Origin of the sequence: Mycobacterium talmoniae, assembly GCF_001854525.1 — a bacterium.
Classification (GTDB): Bacteria; Actinomycetota; Actinomycetes; order Mycobacteriales; family Mycobacteriaceae; genus Mycobacterium; species Mycobacterium talmoniae.
Map to the genome: position 1 here is coordinate 1 of NZ_MLQM01000117.1, position 17,214 is coordinate 17,214.

At 69.0% G+C, this 17,214-nt stretch carries 22 protein-coding genes; 12 read left to right on the plus strand and 10 right to left on the minus strand.

Features of this window, described 5'->3' with window-relative positions:
* Positions 1–261: 261 nt before the first annotated feature.
* A complete protein-coding gene (locus BKN37_RS18595; RefSeq protein ID WP_071028464.1) occupies positions 262–966 on the plus strand; it encodes a cutinase family protein in 705 nt (234 codons plus the stop codon).
* Between the two features lie 54 nt (positions 967–1,020).
* Positions 1,021–1,698, plus strand: coding sequence for a cutinase family protein (locus BKN37_RS18600; protein WP_083341889.1), 678 nt, complete (start codon positions 1,021–1,023; stop codon positions 1,696–1,698).
* Here BKN37_RS18600 and truA read toward each other — a convergent pair.
* The 8 genes from truA to infA all read right to left on the minus strand — a co-directional run bounded on the left by truA (position 1,695) and on the right by infA (position 6,231).
* On the minus strand, positions 1,695–2,594 hold the full coding sequence (gene truA, locus BKN37_RS18605; protein WP_071028449.1) for a tRNA pseudouridine(38-40) synthase TruA: 900 nt from the start codon (positions 2,592–2,594) through the stop codon (positions 1,695–1,697). The genes BKN37_RS18600 and truA overlap by 4 nt on opposite strands.
* Positions 2,539–3,072 carry a 50S ribosomal protein L17 gene (rplQ, locus tag BKN37_RS18610; RefSeq protein WP_071028450.1) on the minus strand — a complete coding sequence of 178 codons (534 nt, stop codon included), beginning with the start codon at positions 3,070–3,072 and terminating at the stop codon, positions 2,539–2,541. Before rplQ ends, truA begins: the two co-directional genes overlap by 56 nt.
* A gap of 59 nt (positions 3,073–3,131) precedes the next feature.
* Positions 3,132–4,175 (minus strand): DNA-directed RNA polymerase subunit alpha, encoded by a 1,044-nt coding sequence (locus BKN37_RS18615; protein ID WP_071028451.1) that lies wholly within the window; start codon positions 4,173–4,175, stop codon positions 3,132–3,134.
* Between the two features lie 71 nt (positions 4,176–4,246).
* On the minus strand, positions 4,247–4,852 hold the full coding sequence (rpsD, locus tag BKN37_RS18620; protein ID WP_071028452.1) for a 30S ribosomal protein S4: 606 nt from the start codon (positions 4,850–4,852) through the stop codon (positions 4,247–4,249).
* A gap of 15 nt (positions 4,853–4,867) precedes the next feature.
* The gene (gene rpsK / locus BKN37_RS18625) at positions 4,868–5,290 is read right to left on the minus strand and encodes a 30S ribosomal protein S11 (RefSeq protein ID WP_071028453.1); all 423 of its coding nucleotides are present in this window, start codon (positions 5,288–5,290) and stop codon (positions 4,868–4,870) included.
* 3 nt (positions 5,291–5,293) lie between these two features.
* The gene (gene rpsM, locus BKN37_RS18630) at positions 5,294–5,668 is read right to left on the minus strand and encodes a 30S ribosomal protein S13 (RefSeq protein WP_071028454.1); all 375 of its coding nucleotides are present in this window, start codon (positions 5,666–5,668) and stop codon (positions 5,294–5,296) included.
* Between the two features lie 175 nt (positions 5,669–5,843).
* Positions 5,844–5,957: a 50S ribosomal protein L36 gene (gene rpmJ, locus BKN37_RS18635; protein ID WP_003879483.1), complete on the minus strand. Its 114-nt coding sequence runs from the start codon at positions 5,955–5,957 to the stop codon at positions 5,844–5,846.
* A gap of 52 nt (positions 5,958–6,009) precedes the next feature.
* Positions 6,010–6,231: a translation initiation factor IF-1 gene (gene infA, locus BKN37_RS18640; RefSeq protein WP_003418601.1), complete on the minus strand. Its 222-nt coding sequence runs from the start codon at positions 6,229–6,231 to the stop codon at positions 6,010–6,012.
* Between the two features lie 273 nt (positions 6,232–6,504).
* Here infA and BKN37_RS29270 point away from each other — a divergent pair, with 273 nt between their 5' ends.
* The 4 genes from BKN37_RS29270 to BKN37_RS18660 all read left to right on the plus strand — a co-directional run bounded on the left by BKN37_RS29270 (position 6,505) and on the right by BKN37_RS18660 (position 10,371).
* Positions 6,505–6,999, plus strand: coding sequence for a hypothetical protein (locus tag BKN37_RS29270; RefSeq protein WP_071028455.1), 495 nt, complete (start codon positions 6,505–6,507; stop codon positions 6,997–6,999).
* Positions 7,000–7,016: 17 nt separating this feature from the next.
* The gene (locus BKN37_RS18650; protein WP_071028456.1) at positions 7,017–8,567 is read left to right on the plus strand and encodes a flotillin family protein; all 1,551 of its coding nucleotides are present in this window, start codon (positions 7,017–7,019) and stop codon (positions 8,565–8,567) included.
* Positions 8,568–8,606: 39 nt separating this feature from the next.
* Positions 8,607–9,455: an LLM class F420-dependent oxidoreductase gene (locus BKN37_RS18655; protein WP_071028457.1), complete on the plus strand. Its 849-nt coding sequence runs from the start codon at positions 8,607–8,609 to the stop codon at positions 9,453–9,455.
* A gap of 64 nt (positions 9,456–9,519) precedes the next feature.
* Positions 9,520–10,371, plus strand: a complete 852-nt coding sequence (locus tag BKN37_RS18660; protein ID WP_071028458.1) for an LLM class F420-dependent oxidoreductase — start codon at positions 9,520–9,522, stop codon at positions 10,369–10,371.
* Positions 10,372–10,428: 57 nt separating this feature from the next.
* Here the strand turns inward: BKN37_RS18660 and BKN37_RS18665 are convergent, their stop codons facing one another.
* Positions 10,429–10,929, minus strand: coding sequence for an SRPBCC family protein (locus BKN37_RS18665; protein WP_071028459.1), 501 nt, complete (start codon positions 10,927–10,929; stop codon positions 10,429–10,431).
* A 146-nt stretch (positions 10,930–11,075) separates the two neighbouring features.
* Between BKN37_RS18665 and rfbB the strand changes: the two genes are divergently transcribed.
* The 6 genes from rfbB (at position 11,076) to BKN37_RS18695 (ending at position 15,884) form a co-directional block, all read left to right on the plus strand.
* Positions 11,076–12,071 carry a dTDP-glucose 4,6-dehydratase gene (gene rfbB / locus BKN37_RS18670; RefSeq protein ID WP_071028460.1) on the plus strand — a complete coding sequence of 332 codons (996 nt, stop codon included), beginning with the start codon at positions 11,076–11,078 and terminating at the stop codon, positions 12,069–12,071.
* Position 12,072: 1 nt separating this feature from the next.
* A complete protein-coding gene (rfbC, locus tag BKN37_RS18675) occupies positions 12,073–12,675 on the plus strand; it encodes a dTDP-4-dehydrorhamnose 3,5-epimerase (RefSeq protein WP_071028461.1) in 603 nt (200 codons plus the stop codon).
* A gap of 230 nt (positions 12,676–12,905) precedes the next feature.
* Positions 12,906–14,075, plus strand: a complete 1,170-nt coding sequence (locus BKN37_RS18680; RefSeq protein ID WP_071028466.1) for an FAD-dependent oxidoreductase — start codon at positions 12,906–12,908, stop codon at positions 14,073–14,075.
* The gene (locus BKN37_RS18685) at positions 14,072–14,668 is read left to right on the plus strand and encodes a DUF4389 domain-containing protein (protein ID WP_071028467.1); all 597 of its coding nucleotides are present in this window, start codon (positions 14,072–14,074) and stop codon (positions 14,666–14,668) included. The genes BKN37_RS18680 and BKN37_RS18685 overlap by 4 nt, the downstream gene beginning before the upstream one ends.
* Positions 14,665–15,309 (plus strand): class I SAM-dependent methyltransferase, encoded by a 645-nt coding sequence (locus BKN37_RS18690; RefSeq protein ID WP_071028462.1) that lies wholly within the window; start codon positions 14,665–14,667, stop codon positions 15,307–15,309. Before BKN37_RS18685 ends, BKN37_RS18690 begins: the two co-directional genes overlap by 4 nt.
* 122 nt (positions 15,310–15,431) lie before the next feature.
* A complete protein-coding gene (locus tag BKN37_RS18695; protein ID WP_071028463.1) occupies positions 15,432–15,884 on the plus strand; it encodes a hypothetical protein in 453 nt (150 codons plus the stop codon).
* Between the two features lie 11 nt (positions 15,885–15,895).
* Here the strand turns inward: BKN37_RS18695 and BKN37_RS18700 are convergent.
* The coding region (locus BKN37_RS18700; RefSeq protein WP_131823646.1) for an ABC transporter permease at positions 15,896–17,214 on the minus strand (1,319 nt) is incomplete at its 5' end.

Here is a 17,214-nt window from a genome sequence, read left to right on the forward strand (position 1 = left end):
TATAAGAGCCAGCCGGCCACCGCCACCGCACCGGCGACGCCCGCCGCGACGCCAGCAAATCTGCGCAAAGACCCGTTCAACCCCAACCCTCCCTGGCGGCGCCGAGCACCGGAACACACAACCCACCCAGCCTAGCAACGCGCTCACCAGGCAGATACCGCATTCTGGGATCGCGCCGAGCCCCGGTAATATCGGCGTGTGCACATCGACCAGATCGTTTCCGCGAAGTCCGGTCGCCGCGCCCGCCGATCGTCCCGCACCCTGCGTTGGACCGGCCTGGGCGCGCTGACCCTGCTCAGCGCCGGCGCCCTGCTCGTCGCCCCGAGCACGGTGCCGTCGATCGTCCCGTCGGCGGCCGCCGACGACTGCCCCGATGCCGAAGTGATCTTCGCCCGCGGCACCAGTGAGCCGCCCGGCGTCGGACGGGTCGGCGACGCCCTCGTCGACTCGCTGCGGGCCAAGACCCCCGGGTTAAACATCGGCGTCTACGCGGTGAACTATCCCGCCGGCCGGCTGCAGTTGGGCGGCGGCGACGGCGCCAACGACGTGATTCGGCACGTCAAGGACATGGCCGGCAAGTGCCCCGACACCAAGCTGGTGCTGGGCGGCTACTCGCAGGGCGCCTCGGTGATCGACATCGTGGCCGGGGTTCCGGTGGTCGGTGTGACGTGGGGTAGTCCGCTGCCGGCCGAATACGCCGGCAACATCGCGGCGGTCGCGACGTTCGGCAATGCCGCCGATCGGGGCGGCGGTTCGCTGGCCAGCCAGAGCGCGCTGTTGGGGTCCAAGGCGATCGATTTGTGCAACGCCAGCGACCCGATTTGCCACGAGGGCCCGGGCAACCAGTGGGAATCGCACACCGACGGCTACATCCCCGGGTTGACCGATCAGGCCGCCACGTTCGTGGCCAGCAAGATCCAGACCGGGCAACCGCACCTGCAGCCGCCCGAAGAGCACATCAATTAGTTTTGCGCACTAATATTTTGAACCGCTAATATCTACCGCGTGATAAGACACCGGATGTTTGGGCGGCCCTTCCCCACCTCGCGGGGCCGCAACGCTGTGTTGGCGGGCGCCGTGGCGCTGGCCGCGGCCGCGGCGGTCATCGCCCCCGCGGCGCTACCCACGGCCATGCTGCCCAGCGCGTCGGCGGCCTGCCCGGACATCGAGGTGGTGTTCGCCCGCGGCACCAACGACTCGCCGGGGGTCGGGCGGGTCGGCAACGCCTTCATCGGGTCGCTGCGGTCCCAGGTGGGGGGCAGATCCGTCGGCGCCTACGGGGTGAACTATCCGGCCAGCTACGACTTCCGCGCCGCCGCGGACGGCGCCAACGACGCCAGCGCCCACGTCCAGGACATGGCCAACAACTGTCCGGACACTCGACTGGTGCTCGGCGGCTACTCCCAAGGCGCCGCGGTGATCGACGTTGTCGCCGCGGCCCCGGTGCCTGGCCTCGGGTTCAGCGCGCCACTGCCGGCGGAGGCTGCCGATCACGTCGCGGCGATCGCGGTGTTCGGCAACCCGTCGGCCCGGATGGGTCAGCCGTTAACGAACAGTCCGACCTGGGGGCCCAAGACCATCGACCTGTGCGCCGACGGCGACCCGGTCTGCTCCGACGGGCAGAACTTCAGCGCGCACTCCGGCTACACCCCCGGGCTGACCAACCAGGCCGCCGCGTTCGTCGCCGGCCTGGTCTAGCGGCGGCGCAGGTCGCGGGTGATCACGGTGCGCGCCGCCAACTCGTCATCCGGCGGGTAGTCGACACCCACCAGCGTCAGGCCGTGCGCCGGGGCGGCCGCGAAGTCGCTGGACCGGTGGCTGGCCTCCAGCAGCGCGGCACACCAGCCCGGGCTGCGGCGACCGGCACCGACCGCCAGCAGCGCCCCCACCAGGGAGCGCACCATCGACCAGCAGAACGCGTCAGCGGTGACATGCGCGGTGACCTGGTCGCCGTCGCGCGTCCACTCCAGGCGCTGCAGGTCGCGAATCGTGGTGGCGCCGACGCGGTGTCGGCAAAACGCGGCGAAATCGTGCAGCCCCAGCAGGTTTCGCGATGCCGCGTTCATCGCGTCGACGTCTAGGGCCCGCGGCCACACCGTGACGTAGCGGGCCTGCTGCGGGTCCACCCCGTAGGGCGCGGTCGATAACCGGTAGACGTAGTGGCGGCGCAGCGCCGAAAACCGGGCGTCGAACCCGGCGGCGGCGCGGGCGATCTGGCGCACCCGGACGTCGGTGGGCAGCAGCCGCCCCAACCGTCGCACCAGCGGCAGGAATTCGGGGTCACCGCTGCGCCGGGTGCGCGGATAGGCGTGGGTCACCGCGGCCGACGGGATGTCGACGTGGGCCACCTGACCGGTGGCGTGCACCCCGGTGTCGGTGCGCCCCGCGGCGAACAGCCGCACCGGGGTGCGAAACACCGTGGACAGCGCCTCGTCGAGCACGCCGGCCACGGTCCGCTGGCCGGCCTGCACAGCCCAGCCGGCGAACTCGGTGCCGTCGTAGGCGATATCCAGCCGCAGCCGAACAGCCCCGGACACGTCAGGACTGGTCAGCGTCCCCGTCGGTGTCCGCGGCGGCCTCGGCCGGCGCCTCAACGGCCTCCGCCTCGACAGCTTCGGCGGGCTCCTCCGCCGGGGCCTCGGCGGCCGGTTCGGGCGCCTTCTCCGGCGCCGGCGCCGCGACCCGGCGCGCCCGGTCGGCCTCGGAGGTCACCGTCTTCTCCCGCACCAGTTCGATGACCGCCATCGGGGCGTTGTCGCCCTTGCGCGCCTCGACCTTGATGATGCGGGTGTAGCCGCCGTTGCGGTCCGCGAAGTGCGGACCGATCTCGGCGAACAGGGTGTGCACCACATCCTTGTCGCGGATCTTCTTGAGCACCTCACGCCGGTTGTGCAGCGTGCCCTTCTTGGCGTGGGTGATCAGCTTCTCCGCGTACGGCCGCAACGCCCGGGCCTTGGCCTCGGTGGTCTTGATCCGGCCATGCTCGAACAGCGACGTGGCCAGGTTCGCCAGGATCGCTTTCTGGTGCGAGGACGACCCGCCGAGGCGAGGGCCCTTGGTGGGCTTGGGCATTGCTGGCTTCTCCTAAATGGGGCCGGCCCCCGTATCAGGTAGGGCCGGGACGGAATTCTTTACAGCTGTTCGGTTTCGGCGTAGTCCTGGTCGTCGTAGCCACCGTCGGCCGACCAGGTGCCGGTCGCGGCGTCGTAGCCGGCGACCTGCGACGGGTCGAAGCTGGCCGGGCTGTCCTTGAGCGACAGGCCCAGCTGGTGCAGCTTGATCTTCACCTCGTCGATCGACTTCTGCCCGAAGTTGCGGATGTCGAGCAGGTCGGACTCGGTGCGGGCCACCAGCTCACCGACGGTGTGCACACCCTCGCGCTTGAGGCAGTTGTAGGACCGCACGGTCAGGTCCAGGTCGTCGATCGGCAGCGCGAAGGAGGCAATGTGGTCGGCCTCGGCCGGCGACGGCCCGATCTCGATGCCCTCGGCTTCGACGTTGAGTTCACGGGCCAGACCGAACAATTCGACCAGGGTCTTGCCCGCCGACGCCAGCGCGTCGCGCGGGCTGATCGAGTTCTTGGTCTCCACGTCCAGGATCAGCTTGTCGAAGTCGGTGCGCTGCTCGACGCGGGTGGCCTCCACCTTGTAGGTGACCTTGAGCACCGGCGAGTAGATGGAATCCACCGGGATGCGGCCGATCTCGGCGCCCGACGCCTTGTTCTGCACGGCCGGCACGTAGCCACGGCCGCGCTCGACGACGAGCTCGACCTCCAGCTTGCCCTTGTCGTTGAGGGTGGCGATGTGCATGTCGGGGTTGTGCACGGTGACCCCGGCCGGCGGCACGATGTCGCCCGCGGTGACCGCACCCGGACCCTGCTTGCGCAGGTACATGGTGACCGGCTCGTCCTCCTCGGAGGACACCACCAGCGCCTTGAGGTTCAAGATGATGTCGGTGACGTCTTCCTTGACGCCGGGCACGGTGGTGAACTCGTGCAGCACACCGTCGATGCGGATGCTGGTGACCGCCGCGCCGGGAATCGACGACAGCAGCGTGCGCCGCAACGAGTTGCCGAGGGTGTAGCCGAAGCCGGGCTCCAACGGTTCGATGACGAACTGGGACCGGTTGTCGGCGATAACCTCTTCGGACAGGGTGGGTCGCTGAGAGATCAGCATGGTGTTTCTATCTCCTTCTCGGCACCCGCTATTTGATGCCGTTGGGGACCCGCACCGGATGGTGCGGGCGGTTACTTCGAGTAGAACTCGACGATCAGCTGCTCGGTGAGCGGGACGTCGATCTGCGCCCGCTCGGGCAGCTGGTGGACCAGGATGCGTTGCCGCTCCCCCACCACCTGCAGCCAGCCCGGGATGGGCCGGTCACCGGCGGTCTCGCGGGCGATCTGGAACGGCAGCGTGTTCAGCGACTTGTCGCGGACGTCGATGATGTCGTACTGCGACACCTGGTAGCTGGGGATGTCCACCTTGACGCCGTTGACGGTGAAGTGGCCGTGGCTGACCAGCTGGCGGGCCATCCGCCGGGTCCGGGCCAGCCCGGCCCGGTAGATCACGTTGTCCAGCCGGCTTTCCAGGATGCGCAGCAGCTCCTCGCCGGTCTTGCCGCCGCGGCGCACGGCCTCGGCGTAGTAGCGGCGGAACTGCTTCTCCAGCACGCCGTAGGTGAAGCGGGCCTTCTGCTTCTCCTGCAGCTGCAGCCGGTATTCGCTCTCCTTGATCCGCGCGCGACCGTGCTGGCCGGGCGGGTAGGGACGCTTCTCGAATGCTTGGTCACCGCCGACCAGGTCGACGCCCAACCGGCGCGACTTGCGGGTGGCGGGTCCGGTGTAACGAGCCATCTTCTCCTGTACCTCCTAGACCCGGCGCCGCTTGGGCGGACGGCAGCCGTTGTGCGGCTGCGGCGTGACGTCGGAAATCGCGCCGACCTCCAGACCGGCGGCCTGCAGCGACCGGATGGCGGTCTCCCGGCCCGAGCCGGGGCCCTTCACGAACACGTCGACCTTCTTCACGCCGTGCTCCTGCGCCTTGCGGGCGGCGTTCTCGGCGGCCAGCTGCGCGGCGAACGGCGTCGACTTCCGCGACCCCTTGAAGCCGACGTGGCCCGACGACGCCCAGGCGATGACGTTGCCCGACGGGTCGGTGATCGTCACGATCGTGTTGTTGAAGGTGCTCTTGATGTGCGCGGCACCGTGCGGGATGTTCTTCTTTTCCCGCCGCCGCGTCTTCAGGGTCTTCTGCCCCTTCTTGGCGGTGGCAGCTGCCTTCTTCGGTGGCATGGGTTACCTGGCCTTCTTCTTGCCGGCGATGGTGCGCTTGGGGCCCTTGCGGGTGCGCGCATTGGTCTTGGTCCGCTGGCCACGCACCGGCAGGCCGCGGCGGTGCCGCAGGCCCTGGTAGCAGCCGATCTCGATCTTGCGGCGGATGTCGGCCTGCACCTCGCGACGCAGGTCACCCTCCACCTTGAGGTTGGCTTCGATGTAGTCACGCAGGTGCGTGAGCTGATCGTCGGTGAGGTCCTTGCTGCGCAGGTCCTTGTCGATACCGGTGGCGGCCAGGATCTCCCGCGAGCGGGTCCGGCCGACGCCGTAGATGTAGGTCAGCGCGATCTCCATGCGCTTATCGCGCGGGAGATCGACGCCCACAAGTCGAGCCATGGGGGCATGCCCTCTTTCGTCTTCGTCACGGAGGTGTCGATCCCAGCCCGTTCCCGGCTGACTGCTCCGGGGCCCGGCCTCCGGTCCGGGCGTGGGTGAGCTGGCCCATCTCTAAAGATGCCAGCCGCTCACTGGTACTGGGAGGTCTGCATTCAGTTGTGGGTCGCGGGCGGGATTAACCCTGCCGCTGCTTGTGCCGAGGATCGGAGCAGATCACCATGACCCGCCCATGCCGGCGGATCACCCTGCACTTGTCGCAGATCGGCTTGACGCTCGGGTTCACCTTCACGGCTGTAGTGGTCCTTCGTTATCGCTGGTTGACGTTGGTGTTGGCGGGTTCGCTACTTGTACCGGTACACGATGCGGCCCCGGGAGAGGTCATAGGGCGACAACTCCACCACCACCCGGTCCTCGGGCAGGATCCGGATGTAGTGCTGGCGCATCTTGCCGCTGATGTGCGCGAGCACCTTGTGGCCGTTCTCCAGCTCAATGCGAAACATCGCATTGGGCAGTGGCTCGACCACGCGGCCTTCGACCTCGATGGCGCCGTCTTTTTTGGCCATAACTTTCCGGCGATCCTCTTCTGTCCTGTACGTTGCGCCCGGTTCGGCGCAGAATTCGCTCCGACTGCAAAACGTGAGCCGGTGGCAGGAAATTCCTCGAATTCCAGAACAGGGCACGCAAAGAGCCGGCGCGGATGCCGCACCGGTGCTCCACGATACCCGCAGCGCCGCCCTGCGCCAAAATTCCGCACCTGACCCTCCCCGCGGGATGCGAGGATGGCTCTACCAGCCCGAACAGGACCGGGGGGCACGGGCTGAGCAGAGAGGAGTCCCGTGTCGGCTGTGTACCTGGCGGCGTTCGTCGTCGGTGCGGTTGCGGTGCTGTCGGCGCTGCTGCTGACCGACTTCGGTCACGACGGGATGCCGTTTCTGAGCCTCACCAGCGTGTCGGCGGCATTGCTGGGCGCCGGCACCGGCGGGCTGGTCAGCACCTGGGCCGGGCTGGGCGCCGCGGCCGCCGGCGGCGTGGCGCTGGTCAGCGCGGTGCTGCTGGTGGCGACCCTGCAGGGCCTGGTGCTGCCCTACCTGCGCAAACAGCAATCCAACTCGCAGCGGGGACGGTCGTCGTACATCGGCCTGCTGGGCACGGTCACCCTCGACGTTCCCGTCGACGGGTGGGGCGAGGTCGCCTTCGTCGACGGCGACGGTAACCGGGTGCGGTCCCGCGCCATCACTACCGAACCGGCCACCCTGGCCAAATCCACCCGCGTCTACATCGCCGATGTGGACCCCGACTACGTGCACGTCGTCGCGGTACCCGAGCACTAAGGAGAAAGGCTCCCGCCATGTCGCTCGTCTTGATCGTCTTCGTCGCGGCCGTCGCGGCATTGTTGCTGCTGGTCGGCCTGCCGGTCATCTACGTGAAGAACTACATCAAGGTGCCGCCCAATGAGGTGGCGGTGTTCACCGGCCGCGGCCAGCCCAAGGTGGTGCGCGGCGGGGCCCGGTTCCGGGTGCCGGGCATCGAGCGGGTCGACGTCATGTCGCTGGAACCGTTCAACGTCAGCATCAAGCTGCAAAACGCGCTGTCCAACAACGGGGTGCCGGTCAACGTGGAGGCCGTCGGGTTGGTTCGGATCGGGTCGGCCGACGAGGCGGTGCAGACCGCGGTGCAGCGCTTTTTGACCTCCGACCTGGAGGACCTGCAGCACCAGATCAACGACATACTGGCCGGCAGCCTGCGCGGGATCACCGCGACGATGACGGTGGAGGACCTCAACTCCAACCGGGACAGCCTGGCCCGCAGTGTGGTCGAGGAGGCCGGCGCCGACCTGGCCCGCATCGGCATGGAAGTCGACGTGCTCAAGATCGCCGGGATCTCCGATTTCAACGGCTACCTGGAATCGCTGGGGCAGCGCCGCATCGCCGAGGTCAAGCGCGACGCTGCGGTGGGTACCGCCGAGGCCGAACGCGACGCGCAGATCCAGTCGGCCAAGGCCCGCCAGGAGGGCTCGGTCGCCCAGGCCGAGGCCGACACCGCGATCGCCACCGCCAACCAGAAGCGCGATGTCGAACTGGCCCGGCTGCGCGCGCAGACCGAGGCCGAGAACGCCCAGGCCGACCAGGCCGGGCCGCTGGCGCACGCCCGCGCCGAAAAGGACGTCGGCATCGCCATCGAGCAGGCCGAGGCCGCCCGGGTGCAGGCCCGCATCGAGGTGGAGCAGCGCCGCGCCGAGCAGGCCCAGGCCGCGCTGCAGGCCGACGTGATCGCGCCGGCCGAGGCGCAACGGCAAGCCGACATTGCCCGCGCCGAGGGCCAGCGCCAGTCGGCGATCCTGACCGCTCAGGCCCAGGCGGAGGCCGCCCGGCAATCCGGTGAGGCCCAGGCCGACGCGCGCAAGGCGGCCGCCGACGCCGTGCGGGTGGAACGTCAGGCCGAGGCCGACGGCGCCAGGGCGAGCCTGGTCGCCGAGGCCGAGGGCACCAAGGCACGGTTGATCGCCGAGGCCGAGGGCACCAAGGCCAAGCTGCTGGCCGAGGCCGAGGGCAAGAAGAAGATCGCCGAGGCGCTGAACAGCTACAGCGCCGAAGCCGCCCGGATGCTGATGCTGCCCGACGTGCTGTCCTCGGTGGTCGAGGCCACCCAGGCGGCGGCCTCCCCGCTGTCGGAGATCGAGCGGCTGTCGATCATCGGCGGCGCCGGCGACACCCGGGACGCGTTGGGCGGCCTGCTCGGCATCAGCCCGCTGAGCCTGGCCAAGGTGCTCGAGACGCTGAAGGCCTCCGGGATCGACGTGGCCGCGATGCTCAACCGCTCGCCGAATTCCGAGCAGCCGGCCGCGCCGGCCGCGGAGGTGGTGACCACCAACGACCACCCGGTTCCGACCGTCGAGTAGCGCGGAATAGTTTCCGCCGCCGGCGCGGTTGGAGCGACCATGACGGACACGGTCGCGCACAAACCCAATCTCGGTCGGTTCGGCTCGTTCGGCCGCGGCGTCACCCCCGAGCAAGCCAAGGACATCGAGGCGCTGGGCTACGGGGCGGTCTGGGTGGGCGGCTCACCGCCGGCCGAGCTGGACTGGGTGGAACCGATCCTGGCGGCGACGAGCACGCTGCAGGTGGCCACCGGCATCGTCAACATCTGGACGGCGCCCGCCCCGGCCGTCGCCGAGTCGTTCCACCGCATCGATCGGGCCTACCCGGGCCGGTTCCTGCTCGGCATCGGCGTCGGGCACCGCGAGGCCGTCGCCGAATACCGCAAACCGTACGACGCGCTGGTGGACTACCTGGACCGGCTCGACGATTACGGGGTGCCCGCCGAGCGTCGGGTGCTGGCCGCGCTGGGCCCCAAGGTGCTGGGGCTGTCGGCGCAACGCGGCGCCGGGGCGCACCCGTATCTGACCACCCCGGAGCACACCGCGCAGGCCCGCGAGCTGCTGGGCCGGGCGGCGTTTTTGGCGCCCGAACACAAGGTGGTGCTGACCACCGACGCCGAGCGGGCCCGCGCGGTGGGGCGCAAGGCGCTCGGTATCTACCTCAACCTGGCCAACTACCTGAACAACTGGCGGCGGCTGGGTTTCACCGACGACGACCTCGCCGCGCCGGGCAGCGACCGCCTGGTCGACGCCGTGGTCGCCTACGGCACCCCGGAGCAGATCGCGGCCCGGCTCACCCAGCACCTCGACGCCGGGGCCGACCATGTCCCTGTCCAGGTGCTCACCGGACCTGACAAACTGGTCCCGGCGCTGGCCGAACTGGCCGGCCCGTTAGGACTGACACCGTAATACGGAGGACCATGACCTGCGCCGGCGACGATGCAGAACGAAGCGACGAGAAGGAGCGGCGCCGATGACTGAAGCGCTGTCGCTCAAGCCCGAGCTGGGTTCCTACGGCGTGTGGACGATGGGGCCGATCCGGCCCGAGCAGGCGGTCGAGATCGAGCGGCTGGGCTACGGCACGGTCTGGGTGGGCGGCTCCCCCGCCGCCGACCTAGCATTCGTGGAACCGATCTTGGAGGCCACCTCGACGCTGCAGGTGGCCACCGGCATCGTCAACATCTGGTCGGCGCAGGCGCAGCCGGTGGCCGAGTCCTACCACCGCATCGAAGAGGCGCATCCGGGCCGGTTTTTGCTCGGGGTCGGCGCCGGGCATCCCGAGCACACCCAGCAGTACCGCACGCCGTATCAAGCGTTGGTCGACTACCTCGACGCCCTCGACGCCGCCGGGGTGCCGACCAGCCGCCGCGTGCTGGCGGCGTTGGGCCCCAAGGTGTTGCAGCTGTCGGCGCAGCGCAGCGCCGGGGCGCATCCGTATCTGACCACCCCCGAGCACACCGCGCACGCCCGCGAACTCGTCGGCAACACCGTGCTTTTGGCGCCCGAGCACAAGGTGGTGCTCACCACCGACGCCGCCGAGGCCCGCGCGGTGGGGCGCAAAGCGGTCGGCTTCTATCTCGGGTTGTCCAACTACGTCAACAACTGGAAGCGGTTGGGATTCACCGACGCCGACGTGCGTGAGCCCGGCAGCGACCGCCTCATCGACGGCGTCGTCGCGCACGGAACCGCCGACGCCGTCGCCGCGCGCCTGGGTGAGCACCTGGGCGCCGGCGCCGACCATGTGGCGATTCAGGTGCTGGGCGGTTGGGACAAGCTGCTGCCCACGCTGACCGAATTGGCCGGGCCGCTGGGGCTCGCGACCTGAACCCCCGGGCGATTCAGCGCGGTGGATCAATGGCCAGTGGCGGTCCGCCGTAGCGACTCACTGGGACGCGCCGGTCAGGCCGCGACGCAGGCGGCGGTGACGGTGGGTGAAAAAGGCCGACAGGACGGCGCTCAGCAGCGCGCCCCAGCCGGGAATCAGACCCATCGGCGCCTGCGGCGCCAACGTGATTTCGTCGCTGACGATCGTCTTGTCGCCGTCGGGTTCCAGGGTCCGGTGGTGCACCCAAATCCGCATGCCGGTCATCACCGACTCTTCCCGAAACATCCGCCCGGGCTCGATCTCGGCGATGGTGATGTCGTCGAATCCGAACGGCACGATCCCGAACAGGAGCAGCACACTCTTTCCGATCCGGGTGCCGGGCGTCACGTCGGCGATGGATTTCCCGCGGAACCGCCGCGGCATGGTCATCTTCAGGTAGGGGTTCATCTCGTCGTTGATCCCCTCTTGGGTGGTGACCCGCTGCCAGACCCGCTCGATCGGGCAGTCGATCTCGCTGACCTTGCGGAACACCTGCGGCGCGGTGTGAATTGATCTCATCTCACCCTTCCGTCATTGACTGCCGATCCGGCTCTCGCCGCCAGCAGCTCGACGCCGTCGGCGGGGGCCGCCAGATCTGCTCGATCATTCCGGCCCGGGAGCTTTTGCGTCGGCCTTCGGCCGCACCGCTCCGCTAGGGTTGCACCATGCGACTGCTGGTCACCGGGGGTGCCGGGTTCATCGGCGCCAATTTTGTGCACAGCACCGTGCGGGAGCGCCCCGACGTGACGGTGACGGTGCTCGACGCGTTGACCTACGCCGGCAGCCGCGAATCTTTGGCCGGCGTGGCGGATGACATCCGGCTGGTGCAGGGCGATATCACCGACGCCGAGCGGGTGTCGGCGCTGGTCGCCGAGTCCGACGCAGTGGTCCACTTCGCCGCCGAAACCCATGTCGACAACGCGTTGGCCGACCCGGAGCCGTTCCTGCACGCCAACGTGATCGGCACGTTCACCGTGTTGGAGGCGGTGCGCCGGCACGGGGTGCGGCTCCACCACGTGTCCACCGACGAGGTCTACGGCGACCTGCCGCTCGACGGCCCGCAGCGGTTCACCGAGTCGACGCCCTACAACCCGTCGAGCCCCTACTCGTCGACCAAGGCCGCCGCCGACCTGTTGGTGCGGGCCTGGGTGCGCTCCTACGGCGTGGCCGCGACGATCTCGAACTGCTCCAACAACTATGGCCCGTATCAGCATGTGGAGAAGTTCATCCCTCGCCAGATCACCAATCTGCTCACCGGGCGGCGGGCCAAGCTGTACGGCCGCGGCGCCAACGTGCGCGACTGGATCCACGTCGATGACCACAACGCGGCGGTATGGCGCATTCTGGACGCCGGCCGGCCCGGCCGCACCTACCTGATCGGCGCCGACGGTGAACGCGACAACCGGTCCGTGGTGCAGGCCATCCTGCGGCTGATGGGCCGCGACCCCGACGATTTCGAGCAGGTGACCGACCGGGCCGGGCACGACCTGCGCTACGCCATCGACCCGTCGACGTTGGGAGACGAGTTGGGCTGGGCGCCCAAGCACACCGACTTCGAGGAGGGGCTGCGCGCCACCATCGAGTGGTACCGCGCCAACGAATCCTGGTGGGCGCCACTGAAGGACGCCGTCGAGGCGCGCTACGAGCAGCGGGGGCAGTGACGTGACCGCACGTGAACTCGCCGTTCCCGGCGCCTGGGAGATCACCCCGCAGCTGCATGCCGATTCCCGCGGCCTGTTTTTCGAGTGGTTCACCGACCGCGAGTTCACCGCGTTCGCCGGTCACCGGTTCGACCTGCGGCAGGCCAACTGTTCGGTGTCGGCGGCCGGGGTGCTGCGCGGCCTGCATTTCGCCCAGCTGCCCCCCAGTCAAGCCAAATATGTGACGTGCGTGTCCGGTTCGGTGTTCGACGTGGTGGTCGACATCCGGGTGGGCTCCCCGACCTTCGGCCGCTGGGATGCGGTGCTGCTCGACGCCCGGGATCGCCGCTCGGTTTATCTGTCCGAGGGGTTGGCACACGGCTTCGTTGCGCTGCAGGACAACTCGACGGTGATGTATCTGTGTTCGGCGGGCTACGACCCGCAGCGCGAACACACCATCGCCGCCACCGACCCGGCGTTGGGCATCGAGTGGCCAACGGATCACCCGCTGACCTTGTCCGAGCGGGATGCCGGCGCGCCCACGTTGGCCGAGGTCCAAGCGTCCGGGCTGCTGCCCAGCTGGGCGGAGACCCAAGCCTTCGTGGAGGGGTTGGCTGGCCACTGAAATCGACGTCTTAATTCCGCAAACCTCCGATTCTCGGGGCTGTGTGTCAATCTCGACGTCGATTTCAGCAGCCCCGGGCGACCGACGCGTGGGCATATCGCGGAGGCCACGGCCGGTAACCCTGCATCCGCGAAATATGCGGCCATCCCCTATCCACCGAGCCCATCGTCGGCATAGATTGAGGCGTGGGGCTCAACCGGCTCGAAAGCCACCCCCGCCGTTCGAAGGAACTGCCGCCCAAACCGAATGCGCGACCGCTTCGGGTCCTCGTCGTGGGCGCCGGTGTGGGCGGCATCTCCGTGGCCCGGGGGTTACTGCAAGACGGGCACGACGTCACCGTCTACGAACAGCGCCCGCAGGTGCGCGCCGCCGGTGGCGCCGTGACCATCTGGCCCAATGGCGCGGCGGTGCTGCGGCAGCTGGGTGTCAGCATGGACGGGGCCGGTCAGACACTGTCCACCGTGCGGGTGGTGACCTCCACGGGACGTCGGCTCACCACGCTCGACGCGGCCGCCATCGCGGACCGGATGGGCGCCCCGGTGCGAATGGTCCCGCGTCGAATCCTGTTGGCCCGCCTGCTGGCCGGCTTTCCGGCCGAACGCATCCGCTGCAATTCCCGTGCGGTCGGGGTGACCAGCACGCCCACCGGGGTGCAGCTCGAGTTCGAGGACGACGGCTGGGCCGACGGCGATCTGGTGATCGGCGCCGATGGCCTGCACTCGATGGTGCGCGACATCGTCGGCGGGCGGGATGCGGAGCCGACCGGCTGGTGCAGCTGGCAGGGACTGATCACCCTGCCCGAGATCGCCGATAAGCAAGTCGCCATGGTCATGGTCGGCGATCACGGAAACCTGGGCCTGTGGCCTGCCGGCGGCCGCGATCTGCAGTTCTGGTTCGACCTGCCCTGGTCCGTCGGCTTCGTCCGACCCAAGGATCCCCTCTCGCTGATCCGATCCAGTTTTACCGGCTGGTCCGACCGAGCCGACCGGGTCTTGGCGACGTTGACCGACGACGACCTGGCCCCGTCGCCGTACCCGCATTTTCGGCATCCGATTCCGCGGTCGCCGGGCCTGGGCGCGGTGACCCTGCTCGGGGATGCGGCACACACCATGCCGCCCACCCTGGCACAGGGCACCAATCAGGCGTTGCTCGACACGATGGTGTTGCGCAAGGCGCTGTCGGATTGCCGCACCGGCGATTTGGCGGCCGCACTGCGCTGGTACGAGAAGACCCGGCGCCGCAAGGTGAGGGCGGTGTCCTGGGTGGCATCGCGGCAGGTGTCCCACGGTGAAGCCGTGCTGCGGCCGGCGGCGATGCTGTCGGACCGGTTCATGACCTGGACGTTGACGATGTTTTTGCGCGCGGTCAGTCACCGCCGGATGTGGGCGACCAGGGAATGACCCCATCGGAGGATCCGGTACGAGTACGCGCCGAAGTCGATGCGCCCTCGCGCTGGCTGTGGCTGGTCAAATGGTGCGTGCTGGCCGTCCCGCACTACCCGATCCTGATCGGGCTGTATCTGGCGTATCCGGTGCTGACCATCGCTGCCGGCGTGGCGATTTTGTTCACCGGCCGGTATCCGCGACCGATCTTCGACGTCACCGTCGGGACGCTGCGCTGGTCCTGGCGACTCATGAATTACCGGTTCCCGATGAACAGCACCGACAAATACCCGCCGTTTAGCCTCGCGTCGCGGCCCGACTACCCCGCCGACCTAGAGGTCGACTACCCACGCCGGCTCAGCAACCGGGCCGCCCTAGTCAACTGGTGGCTGTTGGCGATCCCGCAGATCCTGCTCTGCTGGGCGATGGAGCCGCTGCTGCAGGTGCTGTGCGTGATCGCGGCGCTGGGGTTGTTGTGCACCGGGACGATCCCGCGCGGCATGTACGAGCTGCTGCTGGGCATCGTGCGATGGCGCTACCGGGTGGCCGTCTACGTCTCGTTGATGCGCGAGGAGTATCCACCGTTCCGGCTGGATCTGGGCCGCCGATGACACGCCGTAACCCGGTGTTCCCGTACGTGTATCGGCTCGGCATGCCGATCTTCGACCGGCTGTTCTACCACCGGTATCGGCGCGCGGCGATGAGCCACGCGACCGGCCGGCTGCTGATGGTCGGTTTGGGTCCGGGCACCGACTTGATGTTCCTTCCGGCGGCGGTGACCGCGGTCGCCGCGGTGGAGCCGGACCCGGCAATGCGGCGGATGGCGCGTGCTTTTGCCCGCCGCCACGGTATCGCCGTCGACATCGTCGAGGGCGTCGGCGAGTCGATACCGTTCCCGGACAACAGTTTCGACTCCGTCCACGTCGGGCTGGTGTTGTGTTCGGTCGACGATGTGGCCGCTACCCTCACCGAGATCCGGCGGGTGCTGGTGCCGGGCGGCCGACTGGTGGTGCTGGAGCACGTGCGCGGCGACGGCGCGATGGGGCGCTTTCAGGACCGGATCGCCGGGCCCTGGTCGTGGTTGGCGTCCGGGTGCCGACCCAACCGCCGCACCGTCGACGCGATTGCCGCGGCCGGATTCGATACCAGCGGGCTGCGCAGCCTCCGACGCACCCCGGTGCCGCCGCCGTGCACTCCCCATCTGCAAGGCGTCGCGACGATGGTCGAGCACACTGCAGCGCCGGATCAGTAAACTTATGTTTTACTCATCTTCTATACAGCTTTTTGTAATTCTCGTATAATTTTTCGCTTATTGACGGGTCGTGAGCGTCCAGCCGCCCACACCGTTGCCTGGTTCAAGAATTGGAGTCAGCTATGAACAGTCGGGCTATTGCGGCCGCCGTCGGCACCGCTGCGGGCACCTTCCTCATCGCGCTTGCCACCAGTTCCGTCGCCTCCGCCGACCGCGAGGACGTCCCCTCCCCGGCCGATCCGGACTTCATCAGTCACACCGACAATTTCGGCCTGTTCACCGATACCGCGGCAGCCGACCCGGATGACAGCGAATATGTCGCGAACGTCATCCAAGGTCCCTCCATCCATGGAACCCCGCTCTTCACCGATGTGTTGACCTCGGGCCAGGACCCCTCGGATGCATTGGCGAGCGTGCCTGGCGTGGTCGTGCCCGACGACACGGGCGTCGGGGCGGTCGGGGACACGGTGAACACCTTCGTGGTGCCGGACCTGGGCATCGACAGCACGTTCACCCTGCCCTTTACGGACCCGCTCGCCGAGATCTTCACCGCGTTGGTCCCGCTCGGTTTCTGATCCGCACCGACCTATTCGACGCCGACGGCGTCGATGATGTTCAACCGTGCCGCGCGGCGGGCCGGCGGCAGCGCGCCCAGCAGGGTGATCGCCAGGGCGCCCGTGGTCAAGGCGAGCGCCGTTGGGCTGGGCCGGAAGTCGACGTCGAAACTCATCACGTCCCCGCTGACCAAGCTGTACAGCCACTGGTCGGTCAGCCCGCACAGCAGGCCGGCGACACCGCCGAGGACACCGATGCTGGCCGCCTCGACCAACACCATCTGCAGGGTGAACCGGCGGCTGGCCCCCATGGCCCGCAGCACCCCGATCTCGCGGCGCCGCTCCAGCACCGACAGCGTCAGGGTGTTGAGCAACGCGACGGCGGCCACGAACACCACGATGATCCAGACCGCGTTGGCGATGAACATGCTCTGGTGCAGCGGGGCCTCCAGCCCGGCCAGCGCGGCGCGCCCGTCGTACACGTAGTTGGGGCCAGGCACCGCACGGCGCACCTCGGCCACCAGGCGCCGCGGATCCGCGCCGGAGGCCGCGGTGATCTGCAGGGTGGTCGCCGCCGGCCGGTCGAACCAGGTTCGCAACTGCTCGAGGTTGATTCCGACGGTGCCGATGACCGTGGAGAAATACGGCACCAAGGCCAGCACCTCCGGGCGCTGCGGCCCGCGGGGGGTGTGCAGCCGCAGCTGGTCACCGACCCGAACGTGCAGGGCCTTGCCCAGATTCTGCGACAGCACCACGCCCCGGCCGGCCAGCACCGCGGTGCGCACCGGTTCGTCCAGCGCGCGGTAGAGCGCATCGGCGGTTCCGGCGCTGAATCCGTCCAGCAGCACCCGGGTGCCGCCGACCACCGCGAACGCGAAGGCGCCCTCGGTCACCCGGGCCACGCCCGGCACCGCGGCCACCTTGTCGCGCAACCCGGACGGCAGCGGGTCGGTCGGATAGCGGTCCGGCGGATCGGCGCTCACCCACACGTCGACGTCCGCGACCGGTGCGAAAACCGCACGGGCCGAACGGATCATGTCGGTGTTGGTGCCGGTGATCACGATGGTGGTGACCACGGCGATGAGCACGGTCATCACGGTGGCCCACACCCGCCGCGGCGCCCGCTCGATCGTCGCCGCCGCCAGCGCCCCGACCGACCCGAACAGTCGAGCGGTGGCGGCGGTGGCGGTGACGATCGGCCGGGTCAGCGCGAACCCGCCGGCGAGCTCGGCGCAAAATAACGCCCCGATCGCGGCGAACGCGAAGGAGGCGCGCCGGTGGTCGGACGGCAGGGGCGCGACCGCGGCCGCGGCGGCGGGGGCCGTGGCCGCGGCGGGGCGCGGGGGGGTGG